We start from the raw sequence: 18,590 nt of genomic DNA on the forward strand, positions 1-18,590 counted from the left end.
TCCTCCTCGTCCGGTACCCCGTCGGGTGCTTGGTCGTGCCGCGGTCCGCGCCGCTCATCGCTCTCCGGCCGCGAGCGACTCCGCCGCCTCGCGCATCTCGGCGGCGGCGCGCTCGGCCGCCTCGAAGGTGTGGACGGTGCCGGTGGTCAGCGGGAGGACGTTGCCCGCGCGCGCCGCGGGCAACCGCTTGAAGGAACCCATGTCGAGGATCTTCTCGGTACCCGCGGTGGGCTCGCCGGCCAGGGTGGTCCCGTAGCCCGCGCGCCGTCCCGGCTGACCGCGGGGCGCGGGGACTCGTAAATTCGCAGTTAAATCGGCGACGCCCGCGGCCCGCAGTCCCCAATGACCAGTATGGTCCTGAACGTGCTGATCAGCCCCCACGAGCAGGAACGCCTGCTCCTGCATGTCGCCGCGTCGGTCGCACGCGATCGCCGGGCCCGCGGGTTGCGGCTCAACCAGCCGGAGGCCACCGCGATCATCGCCGTCCACGTGCTGGAGGGAGCGCGGGACGGGCGCTCGGTCGCCGAGCTGATGGAGTCCGGCCGCGCGGTGCTGACCCGGGAGGACGTCATGGAAGGCGTCCCGGAGATGCTCGACTCGGTGCAGATGGAGGCCACGTTCCCCGACGGCACCAATCTCGTCACCGTCCACCGGCCGATCCCGTGAGCGCGCGCCCGCTCGTCCCCGGCGAGGTCGTGCCGGGCGAGGCGCCGGTCGCGCTCAGTCCCGGCCGCGCCCGCGTCACCGTCACCGTCGCCAATACCGGCGACCGGCCGATCCAGGTCGGCTCGCACTACCACTTCGCGGTGGCGAACCCCGCGCTGGAGTTCGACCGCGACGCCTCCTGGGGGCACCGGCTGGACGTTCCGGCCGGCTCCTCCGTGCGGTTCGAGCCCGGCCTGACCAGGGAGGTCGCCCTGGTTCCACTGGCGGGACGCCGGGTGGTGCCCGGGCTGCGCCCCGAGCGGGCGGGAGCCCTGGATGACTGAGCTGTCGCGCGCCCGGTACGCGGAGCTGTACGGCCCCACCGCCGGGGACCGGATCCGGCTGGCCGACACCGACCTGTTCGTCGAGATCACCGAGGACCGCAGCCGCGGCGCGGGAGCCGGGGACGAGGTCGTCTTCGGCGGCGGGAAGGTGATCCGCGAATCGATGGGCCAGGCGCGCACCACGCGCGCCGACGGCGCGCTCGACCTGGTCGTCACCGGCGCCGTGGTCCTCGACCACTGGGGCGTCGTCAAGGCCGACGTCGGGATCCGCGACGGCCGCGTCGTCGCGCTCGGCAAGGCCGGCAACCCCGACACGATGGACGGCGTCCACCCCGACCTCGTGATCGGCCCGTCCACCGAGGTGCTCGCCGGCAACGGCCGCATCCTGACCGCGGGCGCCGTGGACTCGCACGTCCACCTCATCTGCCCGCAACTCCTGGAGGAGGCGCTCGGCTCCGGGGTGACCACCGTCGTCGGCGGCGGCACCGGACCGGCCGAGGGCACCAAGGCCACCACCGTGACCGGCACCTGGTACCTCGCGCGGATGCTGGAGTCGCTGGACGCCTGGCCGGTGAACGTCGCGCTGCTCGGCAAGGGCAACACGGTCGGCGAGGAGGCGCTCTGGGAGCAGCTGCGCGCCGGGGCGGCGGGCTTCAAGCTGCACGAGGACTGGGGGTCCACCCCGGCGGCCATCGACGCCTGCCTGCGCGTCGCCGACGCGTCCGGCGTCCAGGTCGCGCTGCACTCCGACACCCTCAACGAGGCCGGATACGTCGAGTCGACGCTCGGCGCCGTCGGCGGCCGCTCGGTGCACGCCTACCACACCGAGGGGGCGGGCGGCGGGCACGCGCCCGACATCATCACCATCGCCGCGCACCCGAACGTGCTGCCCTCGTCCACCAACCCGACCCGGCCGCACACCGTCAACACCCTCGACGAGCACCTCGACATGCTGATGGTGTGCCACCACCTCAACCCGTCGGTGCCCGAGGACCTGGCCTTCGCCGAGTCGCGCATCCGGCCCACCACCATGGCCGCCGAGGACGTCCTGCACGACCTGGGCGCGATCTCGATGATCGGCTCGGACTCGCAGGCCATGGGACGGATCGGCGAGACCGTCATCCGCACCTGGCAGACCGCCCACGTGATGAAGGGGCGCCGCGGCCCGGACGGCGGCGGCGAACCGGCCGACAACCTGCGGGCCCGCCGGTACGTCGCCAAGTACACGATCAACCCGGCCATCGCGCACGGCCTGGACGCCGAGGTCGGCTCGGTCGAACCGGGCAAGCTCGCCGACCTGGTGCTGTGGCATCCCGCCTTCTTCGGTGTCCGCCCGCAGGTCGTCGTGAAGGGCGGGGTGATCGCGTGGGCGGCGATGGGCGACGCCAACGCGTCCATCCCCACCCCGCAGCCGGTACTGCCGCGCCCGATGTTCGGCGCCGCCCCGGTCACCGCCGCGAGCACGTCGGTGCACTTCGTGGCCCCCGCCGCCGTCGACGCGGGCATCGCCGACCGGCTCGCCGTGCGCCGCGCGCTGGTGCCCGTCCGCGACACCCGCGGAGTCGGCAAGCGGGACATGGTCCTCAACGACGCGCTGCCGCGGATCGACGTCGATCCCGACACGTTCACGGTGTCGATCGACGGCGACGAGGTCGAGCCCGCCCCGGCGACCGAACTGCCGATGGCCCAGCGCTACTTCCTCTTCTGATGCCCCTCCCCGCGGCGCTGCTGCTGCTGGCCGACTCCCGGCTGCCGGCGGGCGGCCACGCCCACTCGGGCGGGCTGGAGCCCGCCGCGGCGGCGGGAGCGGTGACCGATGTGCCGTCCCTCGCGAGCTTCCTGCGCGGCCGCCTGCGGACCACCGGGCTGGTCACCGCCGCCCTCGCGGCCGCCGCCCGCGCCCACGCGGACGGCGGCGGGGCCGGCTGGGCGACGCTCGACGCCGAGGCCGACGCCAGGACGCCGTCGCCCGCCGCGCGGCGGGCCTCGCGGGCCCAGGGCAGGTCGCTGCTGCGCGCCGTCCGCGCCACGCTCCGGCACCCGGCCCTCGACGCGCTCGCCGCTTTCCCGGCGCCGCACCACCCGCTCGTCCTCGGCGCCGCGACCGCCGCGGCCGGCGGCACCGGCGCGGACGCCGCCGCGATCGGCGCGTACGGGGCGGTCACCGGGCCCGCGTCGGCGGCCGTCCGGCTGCTCGGCCTGGACCCCCTGGCCGTGCACGGCGCGCTCGCGGACCTGGCGCCGCAGGTGGACGCGGTCGCCGCCGAGGCCGCCGGCTTCGCCGATGCCGAGTTCGCGGCCCTCCCGAGCACGTCGGCGCCCGCCCTCGACATTTTCGCCGAACTGCACCTGCGCTCGGACCTGCGCCTGTTCGAGTCCTGACGAGGCGACGGCGAGCGTCCCGACACCGCACGAGAGGAAAGGCCACATGGGCACGAACCACGATCACGACCGCGATCCGCACCGGGCGGCGCCCGCCGCCGGGCGGGCCCTGCGGCTGGGCATCGGCGGGCCGGTCGGCAGCGGGAAGACCGCCCTGGTGGCCGCGCTGTGCCGCACGCTCGGCGGCGAGCTCGACCTGGCGGTCGTGACCAACGACATCTACACGACCGAGGACGCCGACTTCCTGCGCGCGAACGCGGTGCTCTCGGACGACCGGATCACCGCCGTCCGCACCGGATGCTGCCCGCACACCGCCATCCGCGACGACATCTCCGCCAATCTGGACGCGGTGGAGTCGCTGGAGCAGCGGCACGGCGCGCTCGACCTGATCATCGTGGAGAGCGGCGGCGACAACCTGACCGCGACCTTCAGCCGGGGCCTCGCCGACCGGCAGATCTTCGTCCTGGACGTCTCCGGCGGCGACAAGGTCCCCCGCAAGGGCGGTCCCGGAGTGAGCGGCGCGGACCTGCTGGTCGTCAACAAGACCGACCTGGCCCCGCTCGTCGGCGCCGACCTCGGGGTCATGGACCGCGACGCCGCACGGGTGCGCGCCGGGAAGCCGGTGATCTTCAGTTCGCTGCGCGAGCGTCCCGGCGCCCCGGAGGTCGCCGCATGGGTCCGGTCCGTCCTCGCCGGCCGGGGAGACGCGGGCCGCGGGGAGGCCGGCGCGGGCTCCGGGGGAACGGCGGTTCCGGCCGGGGCTCCGTGACCCGGCACTACACGGCGCACGCCGCCGTCCGCGCCGAGCGCGACGCCGCCGGACGGATCCGGCTGACGCGGCTGCGCTCCGACGGCCCGTACGCGCTCCGGGCCACCCCGCACGCCGTCTACCTCGTCGGGGCAGCGGCCGGGCCCCTCGGCGGGGACGAGCTGACCCTCGACCTCGACGTCGCGGCGGGCGCGTCCCTGACCGTGCGCTCCACCGCGAGCACCCTGCTGCTCCCGGGAGACGGCGAGTCCGTCACCCGCGTGCGGGCCGCGGTCGGGTCCGGGGCGCACCTCGACCTCGCGCCCGAACCCGTGATCGCGACCGCGGGCTGCCGGCACCGCGCGGTCACCGACGTCGCGCTGGCGGACGGCGCGACGCTCCGCCTGCGCGAGGAGCTCGTCCTCGGACGGCACGGCGAACCGCCCGGCCGCTACGCCGGACGCATCGACGTCACCGTCGCCGGCCGGCCCCTGCTGCGCCAGGAGCTGCGGCTGCCCGACCGCGTCCTGCACACCGGCGGCGCCGTGCTGGGCGACGCGCGCTGCACCGGGAACGTGCTGCTCGCCGGCCCCGGCCTGGCGGCCGAGCCCTACGCGGCCGACGGGCTCGCGGTCATGCCGCTCGCCGGCCCCGGCGTCCTGGTCACCGCACTGGCACCCGACTCGGCGACGCTCCGCCGCCGGCTCGACCACGGGGAGTGCCGCGCCCGCGGATGACCGCAGTCCCGGCCCGGCGGCCGCCGCTCCCCGCGACTGCCCGAGCCCCCCGGTGAGATTCTGTTGATGCGGCCGACACCGGGCGGAATCACCGGCGACACGGGCCGGGGTTTCCATTGACCGGACTCGCGACGCACCGCGCGCGAAAAGTCGCATCTTTCTCCGGACGGCCCCGCGGAGCGACCTGCCGAAATGCGGCGAACACATCCGCCGGAGGCGTCCCGCCCCTTCTTTTCCCCGCCGCACCACAAAGCTGACAACGGGATTCTCCGCGTAACGACGACTTAACTTCCGAGGTCCGCACCGGAAATCAAGTCCCGAAATATTGTACGCGGCAGAACAGCTTCGGGGGCCCGCCCGCAAGGAGTGGTACGTGCGCAGAAAATCCCTGCTGACCTTGACCTCGCTCGCGACCGCGGCACTATTGGCCCTGGCCGCCTGCGGGGCCGAGCCGAGCGCGGACGGCGGCTCCGCGTCGTCCGACGGGAACACCATCAAGGTGGGTGTGCTCCACTCGCTGAGCGGGACCATGGCCATCAGCGAGGTCACCGTGCGGGACGCCGAACTGATGGCGATCGAGGAGATCAACGCCGCCGGCGGCGTCCTCGGCAAGCAACTCGAACCGGTCGTCGAGGACGGTGCCTCCGACTGGCCCACCTTCGCGGAGAAGGCCCAGAAACTCATCCGCAAGGACAAGGTCGCCACGGTGTTCGGCGGCTGGACGTCGGCCAGCCGGAAGGCGATGCTGCCCGTCTTCGAACGCAACAAGGCGCTGCTCTGGTACCCGGTTCAGTACGAGGGCCTGGAAAGCTCTCCGTACATTTACTACACCGGGGCGACCACCAATCAGCAGATCGTCCCGGCGCTCGATTACCTCAAGGGGCAGGGAAAGAAGAGCATCTACCTCGTCGGCAGCGACTACGTCTTCCCGCGCACGGCGAACAAGGAGATCAAGGCGTACGCGCAGGCCAACGGAATGAGCATCGCCGGCGAGGAGTACACCCCGCTGGGGGCGACGGAATACGGAACGCTCGTCAACAAGATCATGCAGGCGAAACCCGACGCGGTGTTCAACACCCTCAACGGTGACAGCAACGTCGCGTTCTTCAAGCAGCTGAAGTCCGCCGGGGCCACCGCGTCATCGCTTCCGGTGATGTCCGTGAGCATCGCCGAGGAGGAGGTCAAGGGCATCGGGGCGGACAACATCGCGGGCCACCTCGTCGCCTGGAACTACTTCATGACGACCCCGGGCGAGACGAACGCGGCGTTCGTCAAGGCGTTCCGGGCCAGGTACGGCGCGGACAAGGTGACCTCGGACCCGATGGAGGCCGGCTACAGCGCCGTGAAGCTGTGGGCCGCCGCCGTCGAGAAGGCCGGCACGACCGAGGTCGAGGCGGTGAAGAAGGCGGCGGGCGGCATCTCCCTCGACCTGCCCGAGGGCAAGGTGACGATCGACGGCGAGAACCACCACATGCACAAGACCGCCCGCATCGGGGTCGTCCAGCCCGACGGGACGATCGAGGAGACCTGGAACTCCGGCGAGCCCATCGCGCCGGACCCGTACCTGAAGAGCTATCCGTGGGCCGCGGGCCTGTCCTGATCCGCCGATCCGCCCCGGCCGGAGGGCTCCGGCCGGGGGACCGGAAGCATCGAGGAGGCACATGGAAGCCCTGCTCAGCCAGTTGCCGATCGGTCTCAGCATCGCCGCCGTGCTGCTGCTGGTGGCACTGGGCCTGACGTTCACCTTCGGCCAGATGGGCGTGATCAACATGGCCCACGGCGAGTTCATCATGGCGGGCGCCTACACCGCGTACGTCCTGGAGGACTGGGCCGGGCGCCAGGCCGTCGTCGTCGCCCTGCCCCTCGCGTTCCTGACCGCGGGCGCGATGGGCCTGATCCTGGAGCGGGCGGCCGTCCGCCGCTTCTACGGGCGGCCGCTGGACACGCTGCTCCTCACGTGGGGCGTCAGCCTCCTCCTCCAGCAACTCGCCCGCGACGTGTTCGGGGCCCCGAACGTCCAGGTACCGGCACCCGGCTGGCTGAGCGGGGGCGTGCGGCTGTTCGGGTCGCAGGTGCCCTACACGCGGCTGTTCATCCTCGCCCTCGCCGCGGCGTCGGTCCTCGCGGTGTGGGCCTACCAGAACCGGACCCGGCAGGGCCGCCGGATGCGCGCGGTGGTGCAGAACCGGCAGCTCGCCGCGTGCGGCGGCGTCGACACCGGGCGGGTCGACCGGCTGACGTTCTTCATCGGCTCCGGCCTCGCCGGGATCGCCGGGGTCGCGCTGACGCTGATCGGCCCGATCGGACCCAACCTCGGCACCTACTACATCGTCGACGCGTTCCTGGTCGTGGTCGCGGGCGGTCTCGGGCGGCTGCGCGGCGCCGTCCTCGCCGCGCTCGTCCTCGGCCTGGTCAACTCCTACGCCGAGTTCTGGACCGACGCGAGCCTGGCCAAGGTGATCGTCTTCGCGGTGACCGTGGCGTTCCTCCAGGCACGCCCGCAAGGCCTGTTCGTCCTCCGCAGCCGGGCGCTGACGTGACCGCGAGATGGCGCGGAGCCGCGCTGTTCGCCGCCGTGGCGCTCCTGGTCCTCGCGGTCGCACCGGCCGCCCTGGACCCCTTCCGGCTGGGCCTGCTCGCCAAGTACCTGTGCTTCGCCATCGCCGCGCTCGGCATCGGGCTCGCCTGGGGGCAGGGCGGCATGCTCACGCTCGGCCAGGGCGTCTTCTTCGGGCTGGGCGGCTATTCGATGGCCATGTACCTCAAGCTCCACGACGCCGGGCCCGGCAACCTTCCCGACTTCATGGTGTGGAGCGGCGTGGAGGAGCTTCCGGCGCTGTGGAAGCCGTTCTCGAACCCCGTGTTCGCGATCGCCGCGGCCGTCCTGGTCCCGGCGCTGGCCGCCACGCTGCTCGGCCTCCTGGTGTTCCGCCGGCGGGTGCGCGGCGCCTACTTCGCGATCCTGGGCCAGGCCCTCGCCGCCGCCTTCGTGATCTGGCTCGTGGGCCGGCAGGGGCTCACCGGCGGGACGAACGGGCTGACCCACTTCTACGACGTCTTCGGCCGCGACCCCGAGGACGACGGCAGCAAGCGCCTCTTCTACTTCGTGGTCGCGCTCGTGCTGGGCGCGCTGTACCTGCTGGCCCGCCAGCTCGTGAAGAGCCGCTTCGGCAGGCTGCTCGTCGCGGTGCGCGACGGCGAGGACCGGGTCCGTTTCCTCGGCTACGACCCGGCCACCGTCAAGACCATCGCGTTCGCCGTGTCCGCGGCCATGGCGGGCATCGCCGGGGCGCTCTACGTGCCGGTCGTCGGCATCATCTCGCCGTCGCTGCTCGGCGTCGTCCCGTCGATCGAGCTCGTCGTCGCGGTGGCCATCGGCGGACGGTTCTCGCTGGCCGGAGCCGTCCTCGGCGGCGTACTGCTCAACTGGGCGCACACCAGCTTCAGCGAGCAGTACCCGAGCGGCTGGGTGTACCTGCAGGGGCTGATGTTCGTCCTCGTCATCATGCTGCTGCCCGGCGGCATCGCGGGCGCCGTCCAGCGCGTCGGCGGCATGCTCGCGCGCAGGTCCGGGCCCGCGGGCGAAGCCGCGGGCGAGCGGAAGGAGGTGGCCGCCCAGTGAGCGCGCGTCCCGCACTGCTGGAGATTCGCGGGCTGGAGGTGGTCTTCGGCGGGTTCCGGGCCGTCAACGGCATCGACCTCACCGTGGAGCAGGGCGAGCTGCGGTTCCTGATCGGCCCCAACGGCGCCGGGAAGACCACCGTGATCGACGTCGTCACCGGGCTGACCCGCCCGGCCAAGGGCTCGGTGACCTTCGCCGGAACGTCCCTGGTGGGACGGCGCGAGCACCGGATCGTCCGGCTCGGCATCGGGCGGACGTTCCAGACCTCCGTGGTCTTCGAGGAACTCAGCGTCCTGGAGAACATCGACCTCGCGGCGGGGTTCCGGCGCCCCACCGCCACGCTGTTCCGGCAGCGTCGCGGCGTGTCCGACGTCGTGGCGGCCGCGCTGGAACGCGTCGGGCTGGCCCGCCTGGCGGACCGGCCCGCCGGGGTGCTGTCGCACGGCCAGCGGCAGTGGCTGGAGATCGGCATGCTGATCGCCCAGCGGCCGAGGCTGCTGCTGCTCGACGAGCCGGTCGCGGGGATGAGCCGGGACGAGCGCGAGCGGACCGGCGAACTGCTCACCGAGATCGCCAGGGACCACACCGTGGTCGTCGTCGAGCACGACATGGAGTTCCTCCGGCGGTACGCGTCCCAGGTCACCGTCCTGCACGAGGGCGCCGTCCTGGTGGAGGGGGACGTCGCCTCGGTGCAGGCCGACCCCCGCGTGCAGGAGGTCTACCTCGGCCGCTCGAGAAACGAGGAGAGGGCATGATGCTCCAGGTGACCGGGCTGGAGGCCGCCTACGGCCGGGCGCGCGTCCTGTTCGGGGTGGATCTGACGGTCCGTGCCGGCGAGCTGGCGTGCGTCCTGGGCCGCAACGGCGTGGGGAAGACCACCCTGCTGAACTCGATCATGGGCCTGCTCTCCCCCACGGCGGGCACGGTCGTCTTCGACGGCACCGAGGTCACGCGCATGCGCACGTTCCGGCGGGTCCGGCTCGGCATGGGGTACGTGCCCCAGGGCCACGAGACGTTCCCGCAGCTCACGGTCTGGGAGAACCTGCAGGTGACCCTGGAGGCGATGGGCCGGCGCGACGGGACCGCCATCGACGACGCGCTGGACGTCTTCCCCGCGCTCACCGGGCTGCTGCGGCGCCGGGCCGGGTTCCTGTCGGGCGGTCAGCAGCAGCAGCTGGCGATCGCCCGAGCCCTGGTGACCCGGCCGCGCCTCCTGATCCTGGACGAGCCGACGGAGGGCGTCCAGCCCTCGATCGTCCTCGAGATCGCGCAGGCCATCGAGCAGCTGCGCGGCGACCTCGCCGTCCTGCTCGTCGAGCAGCACCTCGACCTGGCGCTCCGGCTCGCGGACACGTTCACGATCCTGGACGGCGGCGCCGTCCGGCACTCCGGAACCGCCGGCGAGCTGCGCACCGCCGAGGTCGAGCGCCTGCTCGCCGTCTGAGCGGAAACCGGCGAAGATCGGGAAGAACATCCGGCGGGCGTGCGTTGACAGGTACTTGGAAGGCGCTTGACCAGGGAAGAGATCACTTTCTACCCGGTTTGCTTTCCTTGACAAGGTTGGTAGCTTCAACCTGAACCTCGCAGTACCTTCGAGTGCTGCGGTCGGCCGTGACAGGGATACGGCCGCCGGTCGCGGAGCGGACCACGCACGCGACGCGCGCCATCAGATGCGCGCCCTCCAGAGCAGTCGCTCAGAGAAATCCGACAGATGCAGCGCCGCACCGCGGCGTGAAGGCCGAGTCCGCGCGGGCCCGCCAGGGCCGAGCGGAGCCGGGGACCCGAGTTCCAGGGGTGAATCGGCGCACCTGCGCCGTAGGGCTCTTCCATGCCCGAATCCGTCAGCTAACCCGGCAGGCGTCATGGAAGACAAGGAGATTCCCTGCATGACCGGTCGTTTCGATCGACTTAGCGAGTCCGTGAAGCGTTTCAACCCCCAGACCGCCGTCAAGCGGCTGAACCCCGAACTCGCGATCCAGCGCATGACCGCCGAGGACCGGGCCGTCGGCGTCGCCGTCGGCGCGGTGCTGATCGGCGCCGTCGGCCTGACCGCCTTCCACCCGCTGGGTGACGCGGACGCGACCACCGAGGCCGCCGGCCCGGCCGGAACCGTGGTGTCGCAGAACTCCGGGAAGTCCGAGAAGTCCGAGCCGTCGATGACGGCGGCCGAGGCCAAGGCCGAGGGCTGGAAGGTCCCGCCCCGCGCCGTCGAGGCGTCCGAGGTGATCGACCTGGCCAAGGAGCAGGTCGGCATCGAGGAAGAGGGCCCCTCCGACATGACCAAGTTCCACGACTGGTGGGTCTCGACGCCGCGCGCCGAGAAGGCCGCCAGCGGGGGCGGGTTCTCGGTGGACTCCTACAAGGGCGCCGCGTGGTGCGACATGTTCGTGTCCTGGCTCGGCGCGCAGACCGGCGTCAAGAACATGGGCTGGGACGCCTACACCGTCACGCACGCCGAGTGGTTCAAGGACCAGGACCGCTGGGGCCAGAAGGCCAAGCCCGGCGCCATCGTCTTCTACGACTGGAGCGCCGGCTCGGACGGCGACATCGGCGACATCGACCACGTCGGCATCGTCGAGAAGGACAACGGCGACGGCACCATCAGCACCGTCGAGGGCAACAGCAACGACGCCGTCGAGGAGAAGACCCGCGACAAGAGCGAGGTCGTCGGCTACGGCTACCCCGACTACGCCGCCTGACCGTCGGAACCGCACCGGATCGGGCCCCCGCCGTCGGCGGGGGCCCGATCCCGTTCCGGGCCGCTCCCGCCGTACACGTGCCCGAGCCCACGCGCCGTCTCGCGGCGCCGGGCTCCTAGCCTCCGGCCCCGTCCGACCGAGGCGGACGGCGGGCAGCGGACGGCGGACGGCGCGCGGCGCCGATGGGACCGGTCACGGACCGGAACCACCGGCGCCGTTTCGCCTACCGGTGCGTGAAGGACGGGGCGCGCTTCTCGGTGAAGGCGGCCATGCCCTCCTTCTGGTCCGCCGTGGCGAACGTCGCGTGGAAGAGGCGGCGCTCGAAGCGGACGCCCTCGGCGAGGGTGGTCTCGAAGGCGCGGTTCACCGCCTCCTTGGCCATCATCGCGGTGGGCGCGGACATGGACGCGATGGTGGCGGCGGTCGCGCGGGCCTCGTTCATGAGGTCGGCCGCGGGGACGACGCGGGAGACGAGTCCGGCGCGCTCGGCCTCCGCCGCGTCCATGGTGCGGCCCGTCAGGCACAGGTCCATGGCCTTCGCCTTGCCGACGGCGCGGGTGAGCCGCTGCGATCCCCCGATGCCGGGGATGACGCCGAGCTTGATCTCGGGCTGCCCGAACCGCGCGGTGTCGGCGGCGATGAGGACGTCGCAGAGCATCGCCAGCTCGCAGCCGCCGCCCAGCGCGTGCCCGGCCACCGCCGCGACGGTCGGGGTGCGGACCTCGCCGAGCCTGTCCCAGGCCCCGAACCAGTCGGCGAGGTAGACGTCCATGTAGCTCTGCGGCTGCATCTCCTTGATGTCCGCGCCCGCCGCGAAGGCCCGCTCCGAACCGGTGACCACGATGCAGCCGACGTCCGGATCGCGGTCGAAGGCGGTGGCCGCGGCGATCAGCTCCTCCATGAGCGTCAGGTTCAGCGCGTTGAGCGCCTCGGGCCGGTTCAGCGTGATCACGCCGACCCGTTCCGCCCGCTCCACGATGATCGTTTCGGGGGCCGTCATGAGGCGCCGTCCTCTCCCCGGGCGGGCGGCGTCCCGTCTGGGCGCCGCGAGCGCGCGCGGATGTCGTTGACCACCGCGGAGAAGTCCTGGCCGGCGGCCGACCCCTCGGCGAGAGCGGCGTACACGCGCGCGGCGTGGGCGCCGAGTTCGCCGTCGACGCCGCTCTCGGCCAGCGCGTTCGCGGCCAGTCCCAGGTCCTTGGCCATCAGCGCGGTGGCGAACCCGGGGCGGTACTCGCGGTTGGCGGGACTGCCGGGCACCGGGCCCGGCACGGGGCAGTTGGTGGTGAGCGCCCAGCACTGCCCGGACGCCGCGGAGGCCACGTCGAACAGCGCCTGATGGGTCAGCCCGAGCGCCTCGCCGAGCACGAACGCCTCGCTCACCGCGATCATCGAGACGCCGAGGATCATGTTGTTGCAGATCTTGGCGGCCTGGCCCGCGCCGCCCGGGCCGCAGTGCACCACGCGACGCCCCATCGCGGCCAGCACGGGTTCGGCGCGGGCGAAGGCGGTCTCCTCGCCACCGGCCATGAAGGTCAGGGTGGCGTTCTCGGCTCCGACGACGCCTCCGGACACCGGGGCGTCCACGCTCTGCCGTCCCGAGTCGGCGGCGGCCTGGTGGACGGCGCGGGCGTCGGCGACGTCGATGGTGGAGCAGTCGATGAGGAGGGCACCGGGCGGGGCCGCGGCGAGGACGCCGCCGGGGCCGCGGTAGCAGTCCAGGACGTGCCGTCCGGCGGGCAGCATGGTCAGGACGATGTCGGCGCCGTCGACGGCGCCGACGGCGGACTCGGCGGCGCTCACCCCCGCCTGCGCGGCGCGGCCGAGGGCCTCCGCGTCCAGGTCGAACCCCTGGACGCGGTGTCCGGCGCTCACCAGGTTCGCGGCCATGGGGCCGCCCATGTTCCCGAGTCCGATGAAGGCGATCGTGCTCATCGTGCCCCCTGCGCGCTCGCGAGTCCGAGTTCGCGGTCGCCGAGCGACGCGAAGTAGCGGTCCACATCGGTGTCGGTCACCGCGTCGAGCGCGGGCGGCGACCAGCGCGGCGAGCGATCCTTGTCGATCACCTGGGCGCGGATGCCCTCGACGAGGTCGTGCGAGGCCAGCGCGGCCAGCGAGACGCGGTACTCCTGGTCCAGGACGGGTTCCAGGCGGCCGAGCTCGCGGGCCCGGCGCAGCGCGCGCAGCGTGACCTTCAGCGCGGTCGGCGACTTGCCCTCGATCATCTCCGCGGCCTTGCGGGCCGCCTCGGGGCCGCCGCGGAGCCGTGCCAGGATCTCCTCGACCGTCCCGGCGGCGTAGGCGGAGTCGATCCAGTCGCGGTGCCGGGCGAGCTCGGCGGCGGGCGCCTCCGCCGCGTACCTGGACACCACCTCCTCGGCGGGGCCGGAGGCGAGGTCCTCGGTCAGGTCGGCGAGGCGCTCGGACGGGACGAACCGGTCGGCGAACCCGCACAGCAGTGCGTCGCCCGCCCCCATCCGCGCGGTGGTGAGCGCGAGGTGCACGCCGAGCTCGCCGGGCGCCGCGGCGAGCAGGTGGGTGCCGCCGACGTCGGGCACGAACCCGATGCCCGTCTCGGGCATCGCGATGGCCGTGCGCTCGGTGACGACGCGCAGGCCGCCGTGCGCGGACACCCCGACTCCCCCGCCCATGACCATGCCGTCCATGAGCGCGACGTAGGGCTTGGGGAACCGGGCGATCCGCGCGTTGAGCAGGTACTCGTCGCGCCAGAAGTCGGCGCTGGCGGTCCCGCCCGTTCGCGCGTCGTCGTAGATGGAACGGATGTCGCCCCCCGCGCACAGGCCCCGGTCGCCCGCGCCGTCGATCAGCACCGTGGAGATCGCGTCGTCGGCCGCCCAGCCGGCCAGCGCGGCGTCGATGCGCCGCACCATGTCGTGGGTGAGCGCGTTGATGGCGCGGGGCCGGTTGAGGGTGATGTGGCCGAGCCCGCCGCGCGTGCGCAGCAGGACGGCGTCGTCGGATCCGCTCATCGGGCCGCCTCGGCCAGGTCGCGTGCGACGATCACGTTCATGATCTCGTTGGTCCCTTCCAGGATGCGGTGCACCCGAAGATCGCGGACGATCTTCTCGATGCCGTATTCGGTGAGGTAGCCGTACCCGCCGTGCAGTTGCAGCGCCGCGTCGGCGACCTGGTAGCCGGTGTCGGTGGCGAACCGCTTGGCCATCGCGCACATCCGGAGCGCCAGGGGATCCCCGGAGTCCAGGGCCGCGGCGGCACGCCAGAGGAGCGACCTGGCCGCCTCCAGTTCGACGGCCATGTCCGCCAGGCGGAACCGCAGGGCCCGGTCGTCCAGCAGCCGGGCTCCGAACGCGGTGCGGCCGGCGAGGTAGTCGACGCTGGCGTCCAGGGCGGCCTGCGCGCCGCCCAGCGAGCACGCGCCGATGCCGAGCCGGCCGCCGTTGAGGCCGTTCATCGCGATGCGGAACCCGTCGCCCTCGCCGCCCAGCCGCCGGTCCGCCGGCAGCCGCACGCCGTCCAGGACGACCTGGCGGGTGGGCTGGGCGTTCCAGCCCATCTTGCGCTCGTCGGCGCCGAACGACACGCCGGGATCGGAACGCTCGACCACGAAGGCGGAGATGCCGCGCGGGCCCTCCTCGCCCGTCCTCGCCATCACCACGTAGACCTGCGCGGCGCCCGCGCCGGAGATGAACTGCTTCACGCCGGTGAGGACGTAGTCGTCTCCGGTCCGGACGGCCCGCGTGCGGAGCGCCGCCGCGTCCGACCCCGCACCGGGCTCGGTCAGGCAGTACGACGCGAGATCGTCCATGGAGCACAGCCGGGGCAGCCACCGGTCCCGCTGCTCCGGGGCGCCGTACTCGTCGATCATCCAGGCGACCATGTTGTGGATCGACAGGTACGCGGCGATCGACGGGCAGCCGGTGGCCAGCGCCTCGAAGATCACGGTGCCGTCGAGGCGGGTCAGCGCCGACCCGCCCACGTCCTCCCCCACGTAGACCCCGCCGAGGCCGAGCCCGGCCGCCTCGCGCAGGACCTCGACCGGGAAGTACTTGGTCTGGTCCCACTCGACGGCGTGCGGGGCGAGCCGCTCGCGGGCGAACTCGCGGGCGAGCGCGGCCAGCGCCCTCTGCTCCTCGGTCGGTGCGGCCGCACCCGTCGCCGCGGTCATCGCGTGACGGGGATCGTGAAGGACGCGCCTTCCTTGATCCCCGACGGCCACCGCGTGGTCACCGTCTTGGTGCGGGTGTAGAACCGGACCGAGTCCGGCCCGTGCTGGCCGAGGTCGCCGAACCCGGACCGCTTCCAGCCGCCGAACACGTGGTAGGCGACCGGGACCGGGATCGGCACGTTGACGCCGACCATCCCGGTGTTCACCCGCCGGGTGAAGTCGCGGGCGGTGTCGCCGTCCCGGGTGAAGATCGAGACTCCGTTGCCGTACTCGTGCTCGCTCGGCAGCCGCAGCGCCTCGTCGTAGTCCGCCGCGCGCACCACCGACAGGACGGGCCCGAAGATCTCCTCGCGGTAGACGCGCATGTCCGCCGTCACCCGGTCGAACAGGCAGGGCCCCAGGAAGAAGCCGTCCTCGTGTCCGGGCACCGTCAGGCCGCGGCCGTCCACGACCAGGTCGGCGCCCTCGCCGACGCCGATCTCGATGTAGTCGCGCACGCGCTCCAGCGCGTCGCGGCCGACGAGCGGGCCGAAGTCGGCGCCGGGCTCCGCGCTCGTCCCGACCCGGAGGTCCCCGATGCGTTCGGTGAGCTTGGCGACCAGCGCGTCGGCGGTCGCCTCCCCGACGGGCACCGCGACCGAGATCGCCATGCACCGCTCGCCCGCCGACCCGTAGCCGGCGCCGATGAGCGCGTCGGCGGCCTGGTCCAGGTCGGCGTCGGGCATCACGATGAGGTGGTTCTTGGCGCCGCCGAAGCACTGCGCGCGCTTACCGTGGGCGGTGGCGGTGGTGTAGACGTGCTCGGCGATCGGCGTCGAGCCGACGAAGCCCACCGCCTGGACGCGGGGATCCCGCAGCAGGACCTCGACGGTCTCCTTGCCACCGTTGACCACGTTGAGGACGCCCGGCGGCAGCCCGGCCTCCACCAGCAGCTCGGCCAGCCGCAGCGGCACCGAGGGGTCGCGCTCGGACGGCTTGAGGACGAAGGCGTTGCCGCAGGCGATCGCCGGAGCCGCCTTCCAGAGCGGGATCATCGCGGGGAAGTTGAAGGGGGTGATCCCCGCGACCACGCCGAGCGGCTGGCGCAGCGAGTGCACATCGATGCCGCCCCCGGCGCTGTCGGAGAACTCCCCCTTGAGCAGGTGCGGGATGCCCGCGGCGAACTCGACGACGTCCAGGCCGCGCTGGAGGTCGCCGTGCGCGTCCTCGACGGTCTTGCCGTGCTCGGACGACAGCAGCCGGGCCAGCGGCTCGCGCTCGGTCTCGACGATCTGCAGGAACTTGAGCAGGACTCTGGCGCGTCGCTGGGGGCTCCACTCCGCCCACTCCTCCTGGGCGCGCGCGGCGTCGGCGATCGCCGCCTCCGTCTCGGCGCGGTCGGCCAGCGGCACCCGCGCCTGGACCCGCCCGGTGTTCGGGTCATAGACGTCCCCGAACGCCTTCGACGCGCCGGGAACGTTCTTCCCGGAGATGAAATGAGTCAGTTCTCGAACGGACATGCGAAATCCACCCTCGCTTCGATTCGGGCACCACGAATGGTCCTTCGCGCATTGGCACCCCGGCGGGCAGGGCGAAGGACCGGCCGGAACGGACTCCCGGACGCGGGAAGGCGCGGAAGCGGCCCGGTACACCGGCCGGGCCCGCCGCGTGACCGGCCCGGTCAGACGTCACCCCTGGCCACACGTGCGTGGGGCTTCCCTGCACCGCAAGCATTGTTAATCAACGTATACTTTGACGTCCAAGTAAGTCCAGAGGGGACGGCCCGGAATCTTCACTCGGGATGCCCGAGCGAGAGCCGGCCGAACCGACCGCAGAAGTAGGCCAGCGGCAGCCCCTCCCTCCCCACCGCGCTCTCGACCGCACCGATCATCACGATGTGCGTACCCGCCTCGACGGCGTCGGTCACCCGGCACTCGAAGCCCGCCAGCGCGTCCACCAGCAACGGGGAGCCCCACCGGCCCGGCACGGTCGCGTACTCGCCGAAGCCGGATCCCGAACGCGCGAAGTGGCGGGCCACGGCCCCCTGGTCCTCGCCGAGGACGTTGACCGCGAAGTGCCCGCTGCGAGTGATCGCGCGGCCGGTCGTCGACTCCTTGTTCATGCAGATCAGCAGCGTGGGGGGCTCCAGGGACACCGAGGACAGCGCGCTGGCGGTGGTGCCGCGCGCGACACCGCCGTCGACCGTCGTGACGATGGTGACGCCGGTGGTGAAGCGGCCGATCAGGCTCCGGAAGTCCTCCCCGGAGACCGTCTCGGGGCCCCGCGCCGGGGCGGCGGGCGCGGCCCGCTCGGATCGCCTCGCCGTCATGGCCCCGCCGTCCCGCCCGGCCGCCCCTCCGCCTGGGCCGCTCGGCTGACGATCGTGCGCACATGCCGCATGTGGGCCGCGTCGACCAGCACCCCGTCCAGGGCGATCGCGGCCGTCCCCCGCGCCTCGGCCTCCCGGTAGGCCCGCTCGGCCCGCCGGGCCCACTCGGCCTCCTCCGCCGTGGGGGTGAAGCGGGCGTTGGCGAGCGGAACCTGGCTGGGGTGGATGCACCACTTCCCGTCGAATCCGAGGGCGCCCGCCGTGTCGCAACTGCGCTCGTACGCGTCCGGGTCGTTGTAGTCCGGGAAGGGGAAGTCGATCGCGGCGACCCCGGCCGTCCGCGCGGCGGCCACGACCCGCATCCGCGCGTAGTGGTAGAAGTCGCCGGGGTAGGGGACGAGCGGGGCGAAGTTGGTGTCGACGCGTGCGTGCAGCGACGCCGTCAGGTCGCCGGCGCCGAGGATGACCGCCTCCACGCGGTCGCTCGCCGTGGCGATCTCGACCGCGTTCTCCAGTCCCTCGGCCTCCTCGATGAGGACCTCCAGGCCGATGCGGCGGCGCAGGCCCAGCTTGGCCTCGAGCTGCCCGAGCAGCACGTCGAACCACCAGACGTCCCGGGCGTGCCGCGCCTTGGGGACGATGAGCACGTCGAGGTTCTCCCCGGCGCCCATGACGACCTCCATGACGTCGTCATGGCACCAGACGGTGTCCAGCCCGTTGACCCGGACGGCCCGTACCGTCGTCCCCCAGTCGGCCTCGTTGAGCATCTTGACGACGTTCTGGCGCGCCTGGACCTTGGCGTTGGGCGCGCACGCGTCCTCGAGGTCCATGAACACGAGGTCGGCCCCGGCGCCGGCGGCCTTGGCGAGCATCTTCAGGTTGCTCGCGGGCGTCGCGAGCTCCGATCGGCGTGCCCGCGGAGCGGCCGTGCGCCCCGGTTCGAGCGGGTTCATTCTCT

Annotated in this window: 20 protein-coding genes and 1 riboswitch; of the genes, 12 read left to right on the forward strand and 8 right to left on the reverse strand. The window is 72.9% G+C overall.

Annotation, left to right across the window (positions count from 1 at the left end; all coding sequences use genetic code 11):
* Nucleotides 1–54 precede the first annotated feature (54 nt).
* The gene (locus tag F7P10_RS41955; RefSeq protein ID WP_176611269.1) at nt 55–201 is read right to left on the reverse strand and encodes a hypothetical protein; all 147 of its coding nucleotides are present in this window, start codon (nt 199–201) and stop codon (nt 55–57) included.
* A gap of 162 nt (nt 202–363) precedes the next feature.
* Here F7P10_RS41955 and F7P10_RS02450 point away from each other — a divergent pair, with 162 nt between their 5' ends.
* The 12 genes from F7P10_RS02450 to F7P10_RS02505 all read left to right on the forward strand — a co-directional run bounded on the left by F7P10_RS02450 (nt 364) and on the right by F7P10_RS02505 (nt 11,177).
* Nucleotides 364–666, forward strand: coding sequence for an urease subunit gamma (locus F7P10_RS02450; RefSeq protein ID WP_151017773.1), 303 nt, complete (start codon nt 364–366; stop codon nt 664–666).
* Nucleotides 663–989 (forward strand): urease subunit beta, encoded by a 327-nt coding sequence (locus F7P10_RS02455; protein WP_151007884.1) that lies wholly within the window; start codon nt 663–665, stop codon nt 987–989. The genes F7P10_RS02450 and F7P10_RS02455 overlap by 4 nt, the downstream gene beginning before the upstream one ends.
* Nucleotides 982–2,697, forward strand: coding sequence for an urease subunit alpha (locus F7P10_RS02460; RefSeq protein WP_151007885.1), 1,716 nt, complete (start codon nt 982–984; stop codon nt 2,695–2,697). Before F7P10_RS02455 ends, F7P10_RS02460 begins: the two co-directional genes overlap by 8 nt.
* Nucleotides 2,697–3,371 (forward strand): urease accessory protein UreF, encoded by a 675-nt coding sequence (locus tag F7P10_RS02465; RefSeq protein ID WP_151007886.1) that lies wholly within the window; start codon nt 2,697–2,699, stop codon nt 3,369–3,371. Before F7P10_RS02460 ends, F7P10_RS02465 begins: the two co-directional genes overlap by 1 nt.
* A 46-nt stretch (nt 3,372–3,417) precedes the next feature.
* Nucleotides 3,418–4,140, forward strand: coding sequence for an urease accessory protein UreG (gene ureG, locus F7P10_RS02470; protein WP_151007887.1), 723 nt, complete (start codon nt 3,418–3,420; stop codon nt 4,138–4,140).
* Nucleotides 4,137–4,856 (forward strand): urease accessory protein UreD, encoded by a 720-nt coding sequence (locus F7P10_RS02475; protein ID WP_151007888.1) that lies wholly within the window; start codon nt 4,137–4,139, stop codon nt 4,854–4,856. Before ureG ends, F7P10_RS02475 begins: the two co-directional genes overlap by 4 nt.
* A gap of 430 nt (nt 4,857–5,286) precedes the next feature.
* A complete protein-coding gene (gene urtA / locus F7P10_RS02480) occupies nt 5,287–6,456 on the forward strand; it encodes an urea ABC transporter substrate-binding protein (protein ID WP_254716717.1) in 1,170 nt (389 codons plus the stop codon).
* A gap of 61 nt (nt 6,457–6,517) precedes the next feature.
* Nucleotides 6,518–7,396 (forward strand): urea ABC transporter permease subunit UrtB, encoded by an 879-nt coding sequence (gene urtB / locus F7P10_RS02485; protein ID WP_151007890.1) that lies wholly within the window; start codon nt 6,518–6,520, stop codon nt 7,394–7,396.
* Nucleotides 7,393–8,478 (forward strand): urea ABC transporter permease subunit UrtC, encoded by a 1,086-nt coding sequence (urtC, locus tag F7P10_RS02490; protein ID WP_151007891.1) that lies wholly within the window; start codon nt 7,393–7,395, stop codon nt 8,476–8,478. Before urtB ends, urtC begins: the two co-directional genes overlap by 4 nt.
* The gene (gene urtD, locus F7P10_RS02495) at nt 8,475–9,233 is read left to right on the forward strand and encodes an urea ABC transporter ATP-binding protein UrtD (RefSeq protein WP_151007892.1); all 759 of its coding nucleotides are present in this window, start codon (nt 8,475–8,477) and stop codon (nt 9,231–9,233) included. The genes urtC and urtD overlap by 4 nt, the downstream gene beginning before the upstream one ends.
* Nucleotides 9,233–9,922 (forward strand): urea ABC transporter ATP-binding subunit UrtE, encoded by a 690-nt coding sequence (urtE, locus tag F7P10_RS02500; protein WP_151017774.1) that lies wholly within the window; start codon nt 9,233–9,235, stop codon nt 9,920–9,922. The genes urtD and urtE overlap by 1 nt, the downstream gene beginning before the upstream one ends.
* 301 nt (nt 9,923–10,223) lie before the next feature.
* Nucleotides 10,224–10,353: riboswitch (cyclic di-AMP (ydaO/yuaA leader) on the forward strand.
* Nucleotides 10,354–10,397: 44 nt separating this feature from the next.
* A complete protein-coding gene (locus F7P10_RS02505; protein ID WP_151007893.1) occupies nt 10,398–11,177 on the forward strand; it encodes a CHAP domain-containing protein in 780 nt (259 codons plus the stop codon).
* A 223-nt stretch (nt 11,178–11,400) separates the two neighbouring features.
* Here the strand turns inward: F7P10_RS02505 and F7P10_RS02510 are convergent, their stop codons facing one another.
* The 7 genes from F7P10_RS02510 to F7P10_RS02540 form a co-directional block, all read right to left on the reverse strand.
* Nucleotides 11,401–12,177: an enoyl-CoA hydratase gene (locus F7P10_RS02510; protein WP_151007894.1), complete on the reverse strand. Its 777-nt coding sequence runs from the start codon at nt 12,175–12,177 to the stop codon at nt 11,401–11,403.
* Nucleotides 12,174–13,112, reverse strand: a complete 939-nt coding sequence (gene mmsB / locus F7P10_RS02515; protein ID WP_151007895.1) for a 3-hydroxyisobutyrate dehydrogenase — start codon at nt 13,110–13,112, stop codon at nt 12,174–12,176. Before mmsB ends, F7P10_RS02510 begins: the two co-directional genes overlap by 4 nt.
* Nucleotides 13,109–14,167, reverse strand: a complete 1,059-nt coding sequence (locus tag F7P10_RS02520) for an enoyl-CoA hydratase/isomerase family protein (RefSeq protein WP_151007896.1) — start codon at nt 14,165–14,167, stop codon at nt 13,109–13,111. Before F7P10_RS02520 ends, mmsB begins: the two co-directional genes overlap by 4 nt.
* A complete protein-coding gene (locus tag F7P10_RS02525) occupies nt 14,164–15,324 on the reverse strand; it encodes an acyl-CoA dehydrogenase family protein (RefSeq protein ID WP_151007897.1) in 1,161 nt (386 codons plus the stop codon). Before F7P10_RS02525 ends, F7P10_RS02520 begins: the two co-directional genes overlap by 4 nt.
* The gene (locus F7P10_RS02530) at nt 15,321–16,823 is read right to left on the reverse strand and encodes a CoA-acylating methylmalonate-semialdehyde dehydrogenase (protein WP_151007898.1); all 1,503 of its coding nucleotides are present in this window, start codon (nt 16,821–16,823) and stop codon (nt 15,321–15,323) included. Before F7P10_RS02530 ends, F7P10_RS02525 begins: the two co-directional genes overlap by 4 nt.
* A gap of 272 nt (nt 16,824–17,095) precedes the next feature.
* Nucleotides 17,096–17,632: a flavin reductase family protein gene (locus F7P10_RS02535; protein ID WP_151007899.1), complete on the reverse strand. Its 537-nt coding sequence runs from the start codon at nt 17,630–17,632 to the stop codon at nt 17,096–17,098.
* Nucleotides 17,629–18,585, reverse strand: a complete 957-nt coding sequence (locus tag F7P10_RS02540) for a CoA ester lyase (protein WP_151007900.1) — start codon at nt 18,583–18,585, stop codon at nt 17,629–17,631. Before F7P10_RS02540 ends, F7P10_RS02535 begins: the two co-directional genes overlap by 4 nt.
* Nucleotides 18,586–18,590: the final 5 nt, after the last annotated feature.

This window comes from Actinomadura sp. WMMB 499, from assembly GCF_008824145.1.
GTDB lineage: Bacteria > Actinomycetota > Actinomycetes > Streptosporangiales > Streptosporangiaceae > Spirillospora.

What these genes read in the sequence shown, in the direction of transcription:
- F7P10_RS02465 (WP_151007886.1), top strand. Translation starts at nt 2,697, where the DNA reads ATGCCCCTCCCCGCGGCGCTGCTGCTGCTGGCCGACTCCCGGCTGCCG.
- F7P10_RS02460 (WP_151007885.1), top strand. Translation starts at nt 982, where the DNA reads ATGACTGAGCTGTCGCGCGCCCGGTACGCGGAGCTGTACGGCCCCACC.
- urtB (WP_151007890.1), top strand. Translation starts at nt 6,518, where the DNA reads ATGGAAGCCCTGCTCAGCCAGTTGCCGATCGGTCTCAGCATCGCCGCC.
- mmsB (WP_151007895.1), bottom strand. Translation starts at nt 13,112, where the DNA reads ATGAGCACGATCGCCTTCATCGGACTCGGGAACATGGGCGGCCCCATG.
- F7P10_RS41955 (WP_176611269.1), bottom strand. Translation starts at nt 201, where the DNA reads ATGGGTTCCTTCAAGCGGTTGCCCGCGGCGCGCGCGGGCAACGTCCTC.
- F7P10_RS02520 (WP_151007896.1), bottom strand. Translation starts at nt 14,167, where the DNA reads ATGAGCGGATCCGACGACGCCGTCCTGCTGCGCACGCGCGGCGGGCTC.
- F7P10_RS02510 (WP_151007894.1), bottom strand. Translation starts at nt 12,177, where the DNA reads ATGACGGCCCCCGAAACGATCATCGTGGAGCGGGCGGAACGGGTCGGC.
- F7P10_RS02540 (WP_151007900.1), bottom strand. Translation starts at nt 18,585, where the DNA reads ATGAACCCGCTCGAACCGGGGCGCACGGCCGCTCCGCGGGCACGCCGA.
- urtE (WP_151017774.1), top strand. Translation starts at nt 9,233, where the DNA reads ATGCTCCAGGTGACCGGGCTGGAGGCCGCCTACGGCCGGGCGCGCGTC.
- F7P10_RS02535 (WP_151007899.1), bottom strand. Translation starts at nt 17,632, where the DNA reads ATGACGGCGAGGCGATCCGAGCGGGCCGCGCCCGCCGCCCCGGCGCGG.
- F7P10_RS02525 (WP_151007897.1), bottom strand. Translation starts at nt 15,324, where the DNA reads ATGACCGCGGCGACGGGTGCGGCCGCACCGACCGAGGAGCAGAGGGCG.
- F7P10_RS02530 (WP_151007898.1), bottom strand. Translation starts at nt 16,823, where the DNA reads ATGTCCGTTCGAGAACTGACTCATTTCATCTCCGGGAAGAACGTTCCC.
- ureG (WP_151007887.1), top strand. Translation starts at nt 3,418, where the DNA reads ATGGGCACGAACCACGATCACGACCGCGATCCGCACCGGGCGGCGCCC.